Below are 13,075 nucleotides of genomic sequence, written 5' to 3' on the forward strand. Positions count from 1 at the left end.
GCGCGACCGGCGCCATTCCCGACGTGGTCCGCACACGGTCGGGGGGGGGTCGGCGAACGGTTCCGGCAGGCGCCGCCCCGGAGACCGGATGGAGGCCGAAGCGCACTCCGTCGCCGCCCGAGGCAGAGGCTGAACTGCGAGGAAGCCCGTGCTCGACGCGGCCTCGGCACCGGTCTCCGAGCCCGGGTCGGGAACGGCCACGACACCCTCTGACGGGGTCGACACCCCCCTCGCACCTCCCCGACGTCGCCGCACGCAGAGCGACCGAATCGCTACTCGACCACCATTCGTGCTCGCATCGCTCCATTCCGCCGATCACAGGTCGACTCACATTCCCCACTCCACTGGCGCAGCGTCACGACCTCGGAACGTGCCGTGATAGTTCTCGGAAATTCCTCGGAACCCGTTTCGACACCGCAACGTCCGGGTCACATGGAACGAGCGCGTTCCGCACGCGCGTGGGTGCCGCCACCCGGGGGCTCGACCGCCGAGCCCTCGGGCGGCCGGACGGCAGAGGATCACACGGGGCTGGTCAGGTGGGTACACACAGGAGGAACCGGGGCAGGTTGACCCCCCGGACGGTGCTTTTCGGGCGCTGGCTGGCCGCATTCCTCGTCAGCGCTGCATTCTTCTCCGGCGCAGCGGTGGGAGTGAACTCGGGGGCCTCGTCGCCATTCTCCCTGTCGGGCCAGGAATGGCCTGACCTCACCGGTGTGCAATGGCCTGCAGCGGCGGTGGCGCCGCCGGCCCCTCCCTCCGGCGACGCCAGGAGCCTCGTCCTCTACGACGACTCGGGCGAGTTCTCGGCCCTGTCCGAGGTGTACGCGACGATGGCCACGTCCCTGGCCTCCCACTTCGGCACGCCGACGATGCAGGGTGTCTCCGCCTACAGCGCCGGTCAGTTGGCCGAACACCAGGGCGCCGTGTACCTCGGCACGAACGCCGAGCAGACCCTGCCTCCGGCCTTCGTCGTCGATGTCCGGGCCGGGGACACGCCGGTCCTCTGGTTGGGGGCCAACCTCGACCAGCTGGCCCCGCGGTCCGGTGGCCTCGACCGGGCCTACGGCTGGACCTGGGTCCCCTCCGAGCTGCGGCCGGCACACCGGATCGAGTACAAGGGCACCGAACTCACCCGGTCGCGCGGCGAGGGCGTCCCTCTCTCGGGCATCAGTGTCACCGACCCCGACCGCGCACAGGTGCTCGCGACCACGCGGTTCGACGACGGCAGCACCGCCCCGTGGGCGGTGCGCTCCGGGAACCTCACCTACGTCACCGAGGTCGCGCTCGACGCCGTGGGGAACTCCGGCGACCGCTACCTGGCCGTCTGCGACCTGCTCTTCGACCTGCTCGAGCCCGACGCCGAGACCCGGCACCGCGCGCTCGTGCGCATCCAGGACGTCAACCCGACGTCCGACCCCGGCACGCTCCGCCGCCTCGCCGACACGCTGCACGCGGCCGGCATCCCCTTCAGCTTCGCCCTCTACCCGGTCGCGGTGGACCCCCGGGAGTCGGAACCGCGTCGCAGGGTCACCCTGTCCGACCGCCCCGCCGTGGTGGACGCCGTCGCCCACATGCTCCGGCGCGGCGGCACGATCGTCCTGCACGGGTACAGCCACCAGTTCGAGGGCCTGGCCAACCCCGACACCGGGGCCAGCGGCGCCGACTTCGAGTTCTTCCGCGTCCACCGCGAGCCCGACGGCACGCTGGTCTACGGCGGACCGGTCCCCGGCGACTCCACGGCCTGGGCCACCGAGCGCCTCCGCGCGGCCGTCGACGAGGTCACCAGGGCCGGACTGCCGGAGCCGCGGATCTTCCAGTTCCCGCACGACGGAGCCTCCGCAGCCGACTACGAGGCGGCCCGGCAGCTCTTCGACGCCCGCTACGACCGGCCGCTGTACCTCTCGACGGCCTGGAGGTCCGGTCCCATGAGCCCCTACCTGTTCCCCCAGTACGTCCCCTACGTCGTGCGGGACGGCTACGGCAGCACCCTGGTCCCCGAGAACCTCGGCAACGTCGACGGACCTGTCGTACCGGCCGAGGGGCCGGGGTCCGTGCAGGCGATCCTCGACGGTGCGCGGCAGCACCTGGTCGTCCGGGACGGCGTCGCCAGCTTCCACTTCCACCCGTACCTCGAACTCGACGCACTGACCCGCGCGGTCGACGGGATCCGCGACCTGGGCTACGAGTTCGTCTCGCCGGGGCAGCTGTGAGCGCCGCTGGGGTGCTCCGGCCGTCCGGGGACGCCGGTCGCCGGTCGGAGGGGGTCGGCAGCGATGGCTGAAGCGGCGTTCTGGTTCGCCCGGGCAGCGCTCGTCCTCGCCGGTGCGGCGTTCCTCTGCTACGCCGTGGTGATCCTGGGCCTGGTCCTGGCCAGTCAGTTCACGGGTGTGCGGCGGCAGCCGGACCGTCCGCCGGACACCCGCAGCGGGTCGCGGTCATGACCGCGTTCCTGCTCCTCGCCGCCTCCGCGGCGGTCGTCTGCTCCCTCACCTACGCGCTGGGGATGTACCTGGAGGGTGGCGTCGTCCCCCGGCGGCCGGCCCCCGTCGGTACCGGCGACCTCTTCTTCGTCTTCCTGGTCCCCTGCCTCAACGAGGAACGGGTCCTCGCCGCCACCCTGGACAGGCTCACGACCCAGTCACTGCAGCACTTCCTCGTCCTCGTGGTCGACGACGGCTCCGACGACGCCACCCCCGCCATCGCCGAGGCGCATCCCGACCCGCGCGTCCGGGTGCTGCGCCGGACGGCCCCCGACGCCCGCAAGGGCAAGGGCGCGGCGCTCAACGCCGCGGTGGCCCACCTGCTCACGCCGGGGGTGCTGGACCGCCCCGCCGACCGGGTGATCGTCGGGCTCGTGGACGCCGACGGCCGCCTCGACCCGGAGGCCGCCGAGGTCGTCGCCCCCTACTTCGCGGACCCGAGGGTCGGTGGCGTCCAGGTGGGCGTCCGGATCAACAACCGCGGTGCGGGGCTGCTCACCCGGCTGCAGGACATCGAGTTCGTCACCTACACGACGGTCTTCCAGCTGCCCCACAACCGGCTGGGGATCGCCGGGCTCGGCGGCAACGGCCAGTTCACCCGTCTCCAGGCGCTGCTGAGCCTGGGGCCGGAGCCGTGGTCGGACGTGCTGACCGAGGACCTCGATCTGGGCGTCCGACTGCAGCTGAACGGCTGGTGGACGATGCACTGCCCGGCCGTCGCGGTCCACCAGCAGGGCCTCACCAGCGTCCGCCGGCTGATCCGTCAGCGGTCCCGCTGGTTCCAGGGCAGCCTGCAGGCCTGGAAACTGGTGCCACAGGTGGTGCGGCGCTCCTCGGGACGCGCGGCCGCCGAGACGCTCCACACGATCCTGATGCCCGTACTGATCCTCGTCAGCTCGCTCATGGTGCTGTCCTTCGCAGCGTCAGTGGTGGGGGTGGCGGTCTCCCCTCTCGCCCGAGCCCAGCTCCTCCACTGGCCGGTCTTCGTGTCCTGGTACCTGCTCACCTTCCTCCCGGGCCTCCTGTTCGCCCGCGTCTACCTCCGCAGGGGGGACTCCGTCGGCTGGCTCCGCGCCGGCTTCTTCGGCCACGCCTTCATCCTCTACGGGTTGCTGTGGATGGCCGCCGGTTGGTGGGCGGTGCTGCGCGTCGTCCGGGGCCGCTCCTCGTGGTTCAAGACGGAGCGGCTGCCCGACCGGGTCCCGACCGGCGAGTCCGCGCCCGTCGTCCGGCGCCCGACCGACGTCGCCGACGCCCGCTCGGGGTCGCAGCCGCAGCCGCGGCCGAGCCAGCAGCCGCAGCCGAGCGAGCAGCCGCAGTCGAGCGAGCAGGGAGTCTGAGCGCCCGATGCCGGCCGGGAGGAGGGTCCTGATCTGGCTGCTCGTGGTCGGCGGCGTGGTCCTCGGCCTGCTCGTGCTGACCCGGAGCAGCGTCTCCGGCAAGACCTGCACTCCCTGGGAGGAGGGCACCCGCTGCGGGGCCTGGGACCTCGTCTACGACGGCTTCGGCGCGGCACGGGGAACCGAGGACGCGGACGGGTGGCGGTACCGACTCCAGCCGCAGGCGGTCGAGCGGGTGGACCAGACCTCCGCAGCACTGGCCGTCAGCACCCGGGAACTCGGGGACCTCGAGGTGTCGGCGCGGATGCGGACGATCGAGCAACTGCGCCGGCCGGAGGCGAACCCCTGGGAAGTCGCCTGGCTGCTGTGGCACTACACCGACGACCAGCACTTCTACTACATCGTCCTGAAGCCCAACGGCTGGGAGCTCGGGAAGGCACACCCCGACCACCCCGGTGCCCAGCGGTTCCTGGCGACCGGCTCCAGCCCGACGTTCCCCGTCGGTCCCTGGTACGAGGTGCACGTCCGTCAGGTCGGCGACCTCACCCAGGTGTCCGTCGACGGTGAGCCCCTCGTGGACTTCCGGGACGACGACGGTCCGTACCTGCGCGGCGCGGTGGGGCTCTACACCGAGGACGCCGCCGTCGAGTTCAGTCACGTCAGGCTCGAGGCGATCGACGCCCCGACTCCGTCGAGAGGTGGGTCATGAGGAGAGTCATGGTGGTCTACGGCACGCGACCGGAGGCCGTGAAGATGGCACCGGTGATCCGCGCGCTGGACGACGCGCCGGACCTGACCCCGTCGGTCGTGGTCACCGGTCAGCACCGGTCGATGCTGGACCAGGTCAACGAGCTGTTCGACATCCAGGTGGACCACGACCTCGACATCATCGAGCCGCGGCAGACCCTCGAGGGGATCACCTCCCGGGCCCTGCTCGGCCTCGGGCCTCTCATCCGCGCCGAGCGACCCGACGCCGTCCTGGTGCAGGGCGACACCACCACCACCTTCACCGCCGCGCTCGCCGCCTTCTACGAGCGGGTGCCGGTCCTCCACCTGGAGGCGGGGCTGCGCACCGGTGACATCAGCTCGCCCTTCCCCGAGGAGATGAACCGCCGGCTGACCAGTCAACTCGCGGCCCTGCACCTCGCACCCACCGCGACCAGCCGCGCCAACCTCGAACGCGAGGGGGTGGACCCCGCGCACATCGTCGTCACGGGCAACACCGTCATCGACGCCCTGCTCGACGTCGTCGGCCGCGATCGGCCGTACGAGGACCCCAGGCTGGCCACCCTCGACGAGGACGACCGTCGGGTGCTGCTGGTCACCACGCACCGCCGCGAGTCCTGGGGCGAGCCCATGCGGGGGGTCGGCCGGGCGGTCGCCACCGTCGCCCGGCGCCACCCCGATCTTCTCGTCGTCCTCCCGGTGCACCGCAACCCGGTGGTGCGGGAGGCCCTGCTGCCGGAGGTCAGCGGACTGCCGAACGTCCTCGTCGTCGAGCCCGTCGCCTACGGGGACTTCGCCCGCCTCATGGCGCGGGCCACGCTGATCCTCACCGACAGCGGCGGCGTCCAGGAGGAGGCGCCCAGCCTCGGCAAGCCGGTGCTGGTCCTCCGGGACAACACCGAGCGTCCCGAGGCCGTGGAGGCGGGCACGGTCCGCCTGGTGGGCACCGACCCGGCGCTGGTCGTCCGCGCCACGGAACACCTGCTGACCGATCCCGCCGCCCACGCGGCCATGGCGCAGGCGGTCAATCCCTACGGGGACGGCAGTGCGGCCGAACGCTGTGTCCAGGCGATCCGGCACCTGTTCGGATCGGCCGAGGCAGCAGAGGAGTTCGAGCCCGAGCGGCTGGCGGCCGGCGCCGCCTGAGTTCGCGGAGGTCGGCGACCGCGCGGTGACGTGGTCCGGTTCCCGCTCCGACGCTGACACGCACGGCGATCGCCACTCCGGGTGCCGTCCGGGCCGGTTCCGCTGCGACCGGGACGGGTCGACACTGCACGGGCCCGCCGGTGTCGCCGGGCGTCATGTCTGGGTCATCCGTCCGGCGACGCCGACGCGGTCCACGCGTTCAGCTCGCCCCGGCGGCCAGCGCGGGCCCCTCGTCCTTGAGCGCGACGCCGGACGCACCGAGTTCCCGGGCCGCGGCCAGCAGCGCGACCACCGTGTCGGCGGCCTGCGCGTAGGACAGCCCGTGCGGCGGGCGGACGTTGGAGACGCAGTTGCGCTCGGAGTCCGCACGGCCTGGCCTGGGGTCCCAGGTGAGGTAGGCGCCGAGGGAGTCGGCCGCGGACAGACCGGGCCGCTCGCCGATGAGGACGACGACCGCGCGGACGCCGAGGGCGGCCCCGATGGCGTCGCCCAGCGCGACCCGGGCCTGGGAGGCCAGCACGAGCGGGGCCACCGTCCAGCCCGACGCCCGCTCCAGCAGCGCCGTCGTCAGGCCGGCCGCGTGCTCGTGCACCGCGCGCGGGGAGAGGCCGTCGGCCAGCACGAGGGCCAGGTCGGCGTCGGTGCGGGGCAGTTCGGTCCCGGCGGCGAGCTGCCGGCCGAGGTCGGGCCGCTGGAGGTAGGTGGCCCGGTCGCCGGCAGCCGAGTGCACCTCGAGCACCTCCCGTCCGGCGAGGCCGGCGCGCACCAGCGCGGGGTCCAGCGGCATGTGCACCGCGTCCCGGGCGGCGGCGTGCGCGGCCCGGAACTCGAGCTCGCGCGAGGTCGGCAGCGCGTCCCCGGCCCGGCCGAGCGCCACCCGCGCCCGGGTGGCCGACCGCAGCACCGCCCACGGGTCGGGATCGGGCGGCAGCGGCTGCTCCAGCGCGGAGCTCATGCCGACGCCGCCGCGAGCAGGGCCCGGGCAGCGGGCGCGTCCGGGGTCGGTTCCCGGACCCGCCCGGCGTCGTCGAGCAGGTCCATCCGCGCGAGCCACTCCTCGAACTCCGGTGCCGGCCGCAGGCCCAGCACCGACCGGGTGGTGAGCACGTCGGAGAAGGCCAGCGACTGGTAGTGCAGCATCACGTCGTCCGCCCCCGGGACGGCGATGAGGAACGTGCAGCCGGCCGCGCCCAGCAGCAGCATCAGCGCGTCCATGTCGTCGCCGTCGACCTCGGCGTGGTTGGTGTAGCAGACGTCCACGCCCATCGGCAGGCCGAGCAGCTTGCCGCAGAAGTGGTCCTCCAGCCCGGCGCGCAGCACCTGCTTGCCGTCGTAGAGGTACTCCGGGCCGATGAACCCGACGACGGTGTTCACCAGCAGCGGGGAGAAGTGCCGGGCGACGGCGTAGGCGCGGGTCTCCAGCGTCTGCTGGTCCACCGGCCGCCCCCCGATGCCGCGGTGGGCGTCGGCCGACAGCGCCGATCCCTGGCCGGTCTCGAAGTAGGTCACGTTGTGCCCCACCGTGCCGCGGCCCAGTGCCAGCGCCCCGGCCCGTGCCTCGGCCAGCAGGTCGAGGGTGACCCCGAACCCGCGGTTGGCCGCCTGCGTGCCGGCGACCGACTGGAACACCAGGTCCACCGGCGCCCCGGCCTCCAGCGCCCGCAGGGTCGTCGTCACGTGCGCGAGCACGCACGACTGGGTCGGGATCTCGTACCGGCTGATCACCGTGTCGACCAGCTCCAGCAGGGCGACCGTGCGCGCCGGGGAGTCGGTGGCCGGGTTGATCCCGATGACGGCGTCCCCGCAGCCCTGCAGCAGGCCGTCGACGATCGACGCGGTCACCCCCAGCGGGTCGTCGGTGGGGTGGTTGGGCTGCAACCGGGAGGCCAGCCGGCCGGGCAGGCCCAGCGTGCTGCGCAGCCCGGTCACCACCCGGGTCCGGCGGCCGACGGCGACCAGGTCGGCGTTGCGCATGAGCTTCGAGGTGGCCGCCACCATCTCCGGGGTCAGGCCCGGGGCGAGCGCGGAGACCGCCGCCTCGTCCCCGGCGGCGGCCCAGGCCAGCAGCCGGTCCCGGAACTCCCCCACCGTCAGCGAGGCCACGGGCGCGAACGCGGCCCGGTCGTGCGTGTCGAGGACCAGCCGCGTGACGTCGTCCTCCTCGTACCCGACCACCTGCTCGTCGAGGAAGGTCGCCAGCGGCAGGTCGGCGAGCACGGTCTGCGCGGCCACCCGTTCGGCGGCCGACTCCGCGGCGCACCCGGCCAGGACGTCGCCGGAGCGGGCCGGCGTCGCCTTGGCCAGCAGCTCCACCAGCGTGGGGAACTCGTACGTGTGACCGCCCAGCGTCGTGCGGCGCACGGTCATCCCATCTCCTCCTCCGCCCGGGCCAGCAGCTCGAACTCCTCCTCCGGTGCGGAGGCCACGAGGTGGTGGCGGCTGTAGACCGCGAAGTAGCCGAGGAAGGCCGCGTAGGCGCCGAGCGTCCACAACGCGGCGGTGACGTCCACGAGGAACGTCGCGACCACCGCCGCGGCGGCCAGCACCAGCGCGACGCCGGTGGTGACCACGCCGCCCGGCGTCCGGTACGGCCGGTCGAGGTCGGGCTCGCGGCGGCGCAGCACGATGTGGCTGAGCATCATCAGCACGTAGGAGACCGTCGCACCGAAGACGGCCATGTTCAGCAGCATCGCGCCCTGGCCGGTCAGCGAGAGCAGGAACCCGATCGCGCCCGGCACGAGCAGGGCGAGCATCGGCGCCTTGCGCGCGTTGGTCACCGACAGCGCCCGCGGCAGGTAGCCGGCGCGGGAGAGCGCGAAGGTCTGCCGCGAGTACGCGTAGATGATCGAGAAGAAGCTGGCCACCAGGCCGAACAGGCCGGCGTAGTTGACCACCGTCGTGAGCGCGTCGGGCGCGGCCGAGGCCGCCAGCGCGTCGACCGGTGGGTTGCCGGAGGCGGCGATCGTCGACGACCCGCCGGCGCCGGGGGTGAACACCAGCATGAGGACGGCGAGCAGCACGAGCACCCCCATGGCCGCGACGATCCCCCGCGGCATGGAGCGGGCCGGGTCGCGGGCCTCCTCGGCCGCCAGCGGCACGCTCTCCACGGCGAGGAAGAACCAGATCGCGAACGGGAACGCCGCCCAGATGCCGATCAACCCGTACGGCAGGAACGACGAGGCGCCCGCCGCGTCGGTGGGCGCGATGTCGAGCAGGTTGCCCGCGTCGAACTGCGGGATCGCCCCGACGAGGAACACCACCAGCCCGAGCAGGGCCACGACGGTGACGGCGAACATCGCCTTGAGCGCCTCGCCGACGCCCATCAGGTGGATGCCGATGAACAGCGCGTACACGACCAGGTAGACCCACCAGCCGTCGGTGATCCCGAACAGTCCCAGCGACTCCACGTAGGCGCCGATGAACGTGGCGATCGCGGCGGGGGCGATGGCGTACTCGATGAGCACCGCGACCCCGGTCGCGTACCCGCCCCACGGGCCGAGTGCGCGCCGGGCGAAGGTGTACCCGCCGCCGGCGGTCGGCAGCGCCGAGCCCAGCTCGGCCAGGCCGAACACCATCGCGGTGTACATGACCGCCATGAGGACGGTCGCGATCAGCAGGCCGCCGAAGCCGCCCTCGGCCAGGCCGAAGTTCCAGCCTGCGTAGTCGCCGGAGATGACCGCCGAGACCCCCAGCCCGGCCAGCAGCAGCCAGCCCGCGGTCCCGGAGCGCAGTTGACGCCTGTGCAGGTAGCCCTCGTCGACGCGTTCGGCCTCCACCCCGGCGTGGTGGCCCGGGCGGTGCGCGGGGGGAACGGGTCGGGCGTTCGGTTCCGCGGTCATGCCGTGCCTTCCGGTCGGCCCCCGGCGGACGGGTGGGGTCAGCGTTCTCCCCTCCGCGGGACCGGGTCAACAGCGCCCGAGGAACGGAACGCGCTGTTCACCGCGGCGACCCAGGCACGGTCCACGGTCTCCGCCGGAGGACCCGGATACAGTTGCATCGCACGCGGCCGGGTGGCGCAACGCCGGGATGGGAGAGGCGCAGGACCGGTGGACACCCTCGACCTGGATCCGACCGACGACGGCCAGGACGCCCGGGACGGCGACCTGCTCGCCCTGCTGGCCTCCGGCGGTGACCTGCACGGGTTCCTCGGCGACCTCGTGCACCTGGCGGTGCAGCACACGCCGCACGCGGAGTCGTGCGGGCTGACCCTGGCCCGCGCGTCCGGCGCGGTCACCGTCACCTGCACCGACCCCCTGGCCGAGCAGGCCGACGAGCGGCAGTACCAGGTGGACGACGGCCCGTGCCTCCAGGCGATGCGCGACGAGGTCGTCGTGCGGGTCGACGACATGGCCGCCGAGCGCCGTTGGGGCCCCTACCCCGAGCTGGCCGCTCAGGTCGGGGTCCGCTCCTCGCTGTCCCTGCCCCTGGTCGTGGAGGACCGCAGCCGCGGCGCCCTGAACCTCTACTCGACGCAACGGGGTGCCTTCGATGCTGCGGACGAGGCCGTCGCCACCCGCTGGGCGGGTCAGGCCGCCGGCGCCCTGTCGGTGGCGCTGCGCATCGCGGAGGGCACCGAGCGGGCCGAGCAGCTGCGGGGCGGCCTGGACACGCGCACGGTCATCGGCCAGGCCATCGGGCTGCTGATGGCCCAGGAGCGCTGCACCGCCGACCAGGCCTTCGCACTGCTCCGGCACTCCTCGCAGCGGCGCAACGTCAAGCTCCGGGACGTCGCCACGGCGCTGGTCGCCTCCTTCGAGGCCGAGCTCCCGGAGCGGCCCGCCCGCTGGTGAGTCAGATCCCCCGCCAGCGGCCGTCCTTCGCGTTGCCCTGCGGCCGGGAGGCGAAGACGTTGCCCTCGGACGGTCCGGCGCCGTCCCCGGCGAGGGCGAACACCCGGAGCAGGGGGCCGACCAGCGTGTCGTAGAGGGCCGGGAGCAGCCGGAACCCGGCGATGACCACCGGGTTGGCGACGCCGGACTGCACCAGCCGCCGCGGCCGGTCCAGCCGCGCAACCACGGCACGGGCGACGCGTTCGGCCGAGTAGACCGGCGGAGGCGGCCGGCCCGTGCTGCCCGCCCACGTCGCGCCCTGGGAGTAGATGGGCGTGCTGACCCCGCCCGGGGCGACCGCGGACACGTGCACCCCCGGCGCGTCCCGGAGCTCCTGCTGCAGCGTCCGGACCAGGCCCAGCTGTCCCCACTTCGCCGCCGCGTAGGACCCCATGAGCGGCGCGGTGACCGAGGCGAGCAGCGAGCTGACGACGATCAGGTGGCCGCTGCCCTGGCGCCGGAACACCGGCAGCACCGCCCGGGCGACGTTCGCGGTGCCGTGCACACCGGTGTCGACGACCGCCTCGAACACCGCTCGCGGCACGTCCTCGATGCGGCCGTAGGCCATGGTCTGCGCCGCGTGGACGACGACGTCCAGCCGGCCGAACCGCGCGACCGTGCTGTCGACGACCTGCCCGAGGGCGTCGGCGTCGGTCACGTCGGCCGGGCAGACGAGCACCTCCCCGGCGCCCCGGTCCCGGGCCTCGGCGGCGGTCTCCTCCAGCGGCTCGCGGCCCCGCGCGACCAGCACGAGGGTGGCTCCCCGACCGGCCATCGCGTGGACGGTGGCCCGGCCGATCCCGCTGGAGGCACCGGTGACCAGCACGGTCGGCGGACGGGACGGCGCAGCGGACGGCGGCATGCGGCTCCTCGCGGGTGGGGGGAGGGCACGCACAGCACGGCGCTGCACGCCCCGGCTCGACGTGCGCCGTCCCTACCCGTGCCGACGGACGGTCATGCGGGCCGGTCCTCCAGCGCCGACCACAGCCAGCCGGGACCGGTGGCGGGCACGCCGGCGGGCAGCCGGTCCCGCAGCCCGCGGTCGGCGGTCACCACCAGGACGTCCCGTCCCTCCCGGACGAGCCGGGCGACGCAGGCGACGAGCGCGTCGTCGCCGCTGCCCGGCGCGCGCGCCAGGCTGACGCCGTCCGGCGCGCGGGCCTGCTGGGCGGCGCCCTCGACCACCGCGACCAGCTCGGTGGCCACCAGCCGGCCGCCGCCGGGGCCGGGCAGCAGGCGCCCGGTCAACGGGGCGAGGCGCTGGAGCAGCCGCGACGTCGCGCCCGCCCGGTCGCGCCACCAGCCGTCGGGCCGGGACCCGAGCACGTTCGCCATGTCCACCACCAGCACCGTCATGGGCGCGTCCTCCCGTTCCGTCGTCCGTGAGGATCGTCCCGCCGGATCCCCGCCGGGACGGCGGCATCGACCGGGCCGGCCTCCCCGGCTGGGCCCGGTCCGCGGGGCTCCCGGCTGTCGTCGGCCGCTCCTACGCTGCGCTCATGTGCCGGAACATCCGACCCCTGGCCAACTTCGAGCCGGCGGTGACCGACGAGGAAGTCCACGCGGCCGCGCTGCAGTACGTGCGGAAGATCAGCGGCACGGCCCGGCCGTCGCGGGTCAACGCCGAGGTCTTCGACCGCGCGGTCGCCGAGGTTGCCGAGGCGTCCGCGCGGCTGCTCGCGTCACTGGTGACCACGGCGCCGCCGAAGGACCGTGAGGTGGAGGCGGCCAAGGCGCGGCAGCGGGCTGCGCTGCGGTACGGGAGCTGATCTCCGGCTCGATTGCGCACAACCGGTGTGGGGACCGCCCGCCGGGGTATCCCCGCTGCATCCCGTCCCCTTCCCCGGAGCGCAGCCATGGCTCGTAACACCCTCTCCCGCGCCCTGCACGACGTCGGCCTGGCGGCCTGGTTCGGCGGCACCCTCGCCAACGCGGTCGCCCTGAACCCCGCCGCCGGTGAGGCGGGCGGCCGCGACACCGGCCGCGTCGCCAACGCCGGCTGGGACCGCTGGACGCCGGTCAACGGCGCCGCCATCGGTGCCCACCTGGTCGGGAGCGTCGGGCAGCTGATCGGCAACCGCGGCCGCGTCGCCCGCCAGCAGGGTGTGGCCGGCATGAGCCTGCTCAAGACCGCGCTCACCGCGGCGGCCCTCGGCGTGACGGCCTACAGCCGGTCCCTCGGCATGGTGGTGTCCGGAGCCGGCGCCGTCCCGGCGCGGTCGGGCACCAAGCCGACCAAGCGCACCAAGGCCGAGGTCGCCGCTGCCCAGGAGCAGCTCGACCGGTTGCAGTGGGTCATCCCGGCCCTGACCGGCGCGCTGGTCGCGGTCAGCTCCTACGCCGGCGAGCAGCAGCGGCCCAGCGAGGTCGTCCGGGGTCTCGCGCAGCGCTGACCCTCCCCGACCTGTCACTGGGGGACCGTTGCCCTCGCAACGCCTCGCGGGGGGGGGGGGGGGGGGGGGGGGGGGGGGGGGGGGGGGGGGCGCGGGGGCGCCGCGCCGCGGCGGCCGGCCGCCGGCGGGGGGGGGGGGGGGGGCGGGGGGGGCCGGGGGCG

13 protein-coding genes are annotated in these 13,075 nt (G+C 74.3%); 8 read left to right on the forward strand and 5 right to left on the reverse strand.

All coding sequences use genetic code 11. From position 1 onward, the window contains the following. The first annotated feature begins 713 nt into the window (after positions 1–713). The 5 genes from ACI79I_RS12800 to wecB all read left to right on the forward strand — a co-directional run bounded on the left by ACI79I_RS12800 (position 714) and on the right by wecB (position 5,692). On the forward strand, positions 714–2,210 hold the full coding sequence (locus ACI79I_RS12800; RefSeq protein WP_456992718.1) for a DUF2334 domain-containing protein: 1,497 nt from the start codon (positions 714–716) through the stop codon (positions 2,208–2,210). Positions 2,211–2,273: 63 nt separating this feature from the next. Next, positions 2,274–2,441: a hypothetical protein gene (locus ACI79I_RS12805; RefSeq protein WP_456992719.1), complete on the forward strand. Its 168-nt coding sequence runs from the start codon at positions 2,274–2,276 to the stop codon at positions 2,439–2,441. After that, positions 2,438–3,820, forward strand: coding sequence for a glycosyltransferase family 2 protein (locus ACI79I_RS12810; RefSeq protein WP_456992720.1), 1,383 nt, complete (start codon positions 2,438–2,440; stop codon positions 3,818–3,820). Before ACI79I_RS12805 ends, ACI79I_RS12810 begins: the two co-directional genes overlap by 4 nt. Before the next feature lie 7 nt (positions 3,821–3,827). Then, the gene (locus ACI79I_RS12815) at positions 3,828–4,529 is read left to right on the forward strand and encodes a family 16 glycoside hydrolase (RefSeq protein WP_456992721.1); all 702 of its coding nucleotides are present in this window, start codon (positions 3,828–3,830) and stop codon (positions 4,527–4,529) included. Continuing rightward, on the forward strand, positions 4,526–5,692 hold the full coding sequence (gene wecB, locus ACI79I_RS12820; RefSeq protein WP_456992722.1) for a non-hydrolyzing UDP-N-acetylglucosamine 2-epimerase: 1,167 nt from the start codon (positions 4,526–4,528) through the stop codon (positions 5,690–5,692). Before ACI79I_RS12815 ends, wecB begins: the two co-directional genes overlap by 4 nt. A gap of 199 nt (positions 5,693–5,891) precedes the next feature. On the opposite strand, the gene eutC is transcribed toward wecB, so the two are convergent. Genes eutC through eat form a run of 3 tightly spaced genes read right to left on the reverse strand, consistent with a single transcriptional unit; the run spans position 5,892 to position 9,468 of the window. Further along, positions 5,892–6,647, reverse strand: coding sequence for an ethanolamine ammonia-lyase subunit EutC (eutC, locus tag ACI79I_RS12825; protein ID WP_456992723.1), 756 nt, complete (start codon positions 6,645–6,647; stop codon positions 5,892–5,894). After that, complete coding sequence (locus ACI79I_RS12830) at positions 6,644–8,059, reverse strand: ethanolamine ammonia-lyase subunit EutB (protein ID WP_456992724.1); 1,416 nt, start codon at positions 8,057–8,059, stop codon at positions 6,644–6,646. Before ACI79I_RS12830 ends, eutC begins: the two co-directional genes overlap by 4 nt. After that, positions 8,056–9,468 (reverse strand): ethanolamine permease, encoded by a 1,413-nt coding sequence (eat, locus tag ACI79I_RS12835; protein ID WP_456992725.1) that lies wholly within the window; start codon positions 9,466–9,468, stop codon positions 8,056–8,058. The genes ACI79I_RS12830 and eat overlap by 4 nt, the downstream gene beginning before the upstream one ends. Before the next feature lie 270 nt (positions 9,469–9,738). Between eat and ACI79I_RS12840 the strand changes: the two genes are divergently transcribed. After that, complete coding sequence (locus ACI79I_RS12840; protein WP_456992726.1) at positions 9,739–10,482, forward strand: GAF and ANTAR domain-containing protein; 744 nt, start codon at positions 9,739–9,741, stop codon at positions 10,480–10,482. Between the two features lies 1 nt (position 10,483). Here ACI79I_RS12840 and ACI79I_RS12845 read toward each other — a convergent pair whose 3' ends face one another. Together ACI79I_RS12845 and ACI79I_RS12850 are read right to left on the reverse strand one after the other, a co-directional pair. Continuing rightward, positions 10,484–11,383, reverse strand: coding sequence for an SDR family NAD(P)-dependent oxidoreductase (locus ACI79I_RS12845; protein WP_456992727.1), 900 nt, complete (start codon positions 11,381–11,383; stop codon positions 10,484–10,486). 92 nt (positions 11,384–11,475) lie between these two features. Beyond that, complete coding sequence (locus ACI79I_RS12850; RefSeq protein ID WP_456992728.1) at positions 11,476–11,877, reverse strand: hypothetical protein; 402 nt, start codon at positions 11,875–11,877, stop codon at positions 11,476–11,478. Positions 11,878–12,020: 143 nt separating this feature from the next. Here ACI79I_RS12850 and ACI79I_RS12855 point away from each other — a divergent pair, with 143 nt between their 5' ends. Further along, positions 12,021–12,290: a DUF2277 domain-containing protein gene (locus tag ACI79I_RS12855; RefSeq protein WP_456992729.1), complete on the forward strand. Its 270-nt coding sequence runs from the start codon at positions 12,021–12,023 to the stop codon at positions 12,288–12,290. 87 nt (positions 12,291–12,377) lie between these two features. After that, positions 12,378–12,914, forward strand: coding sequence for a hypothetical protein (locus ACI79I_RS12860; protein WP_456992730.1), 537 nt, complete (start codon positions 12,378–12,380; stop codon positions 12,912–12,914). Positions 12,915–13,075 lie beyond the last annotated feature (161 nt).

The sequence above is a fragment of the Geodermatophilus sp. SYSU D01105 genome (assembly GCF_054050095.1).

What these genes read in the sequence shown, in the direction of transcription:
- ACI79I_RS12855 (WP_456992729.1), top strand. Translation starts at nt 12,021, where the DNA reads ATGTGCCGGAACATCCGACCCCTGGCCAACTTCGAGCCGGCGGTGACC.
- ACI79I_RS12815 (WP_456992721.1), top strand. Translation starts at nt 3,828, where the DNA reads ATGCCGGCCGGGAGGAGGGTCCTGATCTGGCTGCTCGTGGTCGGCGGC.
- eutC (WP_456992723.1), bottom strand. Translation starts at nt 6,647, where the DNA reads ATGAGCTCCGCGCTGGAGCAGCCGCTGCCGCCCGATCCCGACCCGTGG.
- ACI79I_RS12810 (WP_456992720.1), top strand. Translation starts at nt 2,438, where the DNA reads ATGACCGCGTTCCTGCTCCTCGCCGCCTCCGCGGCGGTCGTCTGCTCC.
- ACI79I_RS12805 (WP_456992719.1), top strand. Translation starts at nt 2,274, where the DNA reads ATGGCTGAAGCGGCGTTCTGGTTCGCCCGGGCAGCGCTCGTCCTCGCC.
- wecB (WP_456992722.1), top strand. Translation starts at nt 4,526, where the DNA reads ATGAGGAGAGTCATGGTGGTCTACGGCACGCGACCGGAGGCCGTGAAG.
- ACI79I_RS12850 (WP_456992728.1), bottom strand. Translation starts at nt 11,877, where the DNA reads ATGACGGTGCTGGTGGTGGACATGGCGAACGTGCTCGGGTCCCGGCCC.
- ACI79I_RS12845 (WP_456992727.1), bottom strand. Translation starts at nt 11,383, where the DNA reads ATGCCGCCGTCCGCTGCGCCGTCCCGTCCGCCGACCGTGCTGGTCACC.
- ACI79I_RS12830 (WP_456992724.1), bottom strand. Translation starts at nt 8,059, where the DNA reads ATGACCGTGCGCCGCACGACGCTGGGCGGTCACACGTACGAGTTCCCC.
- ACI79I_RS12860 (WP_456992730.1), top strand. Translation starts at nt 12,378, where the DNA reads ATGGCTCGTAACACCCTCTCCCGCGCCCTGCACGACGTCGGCCTGGCG.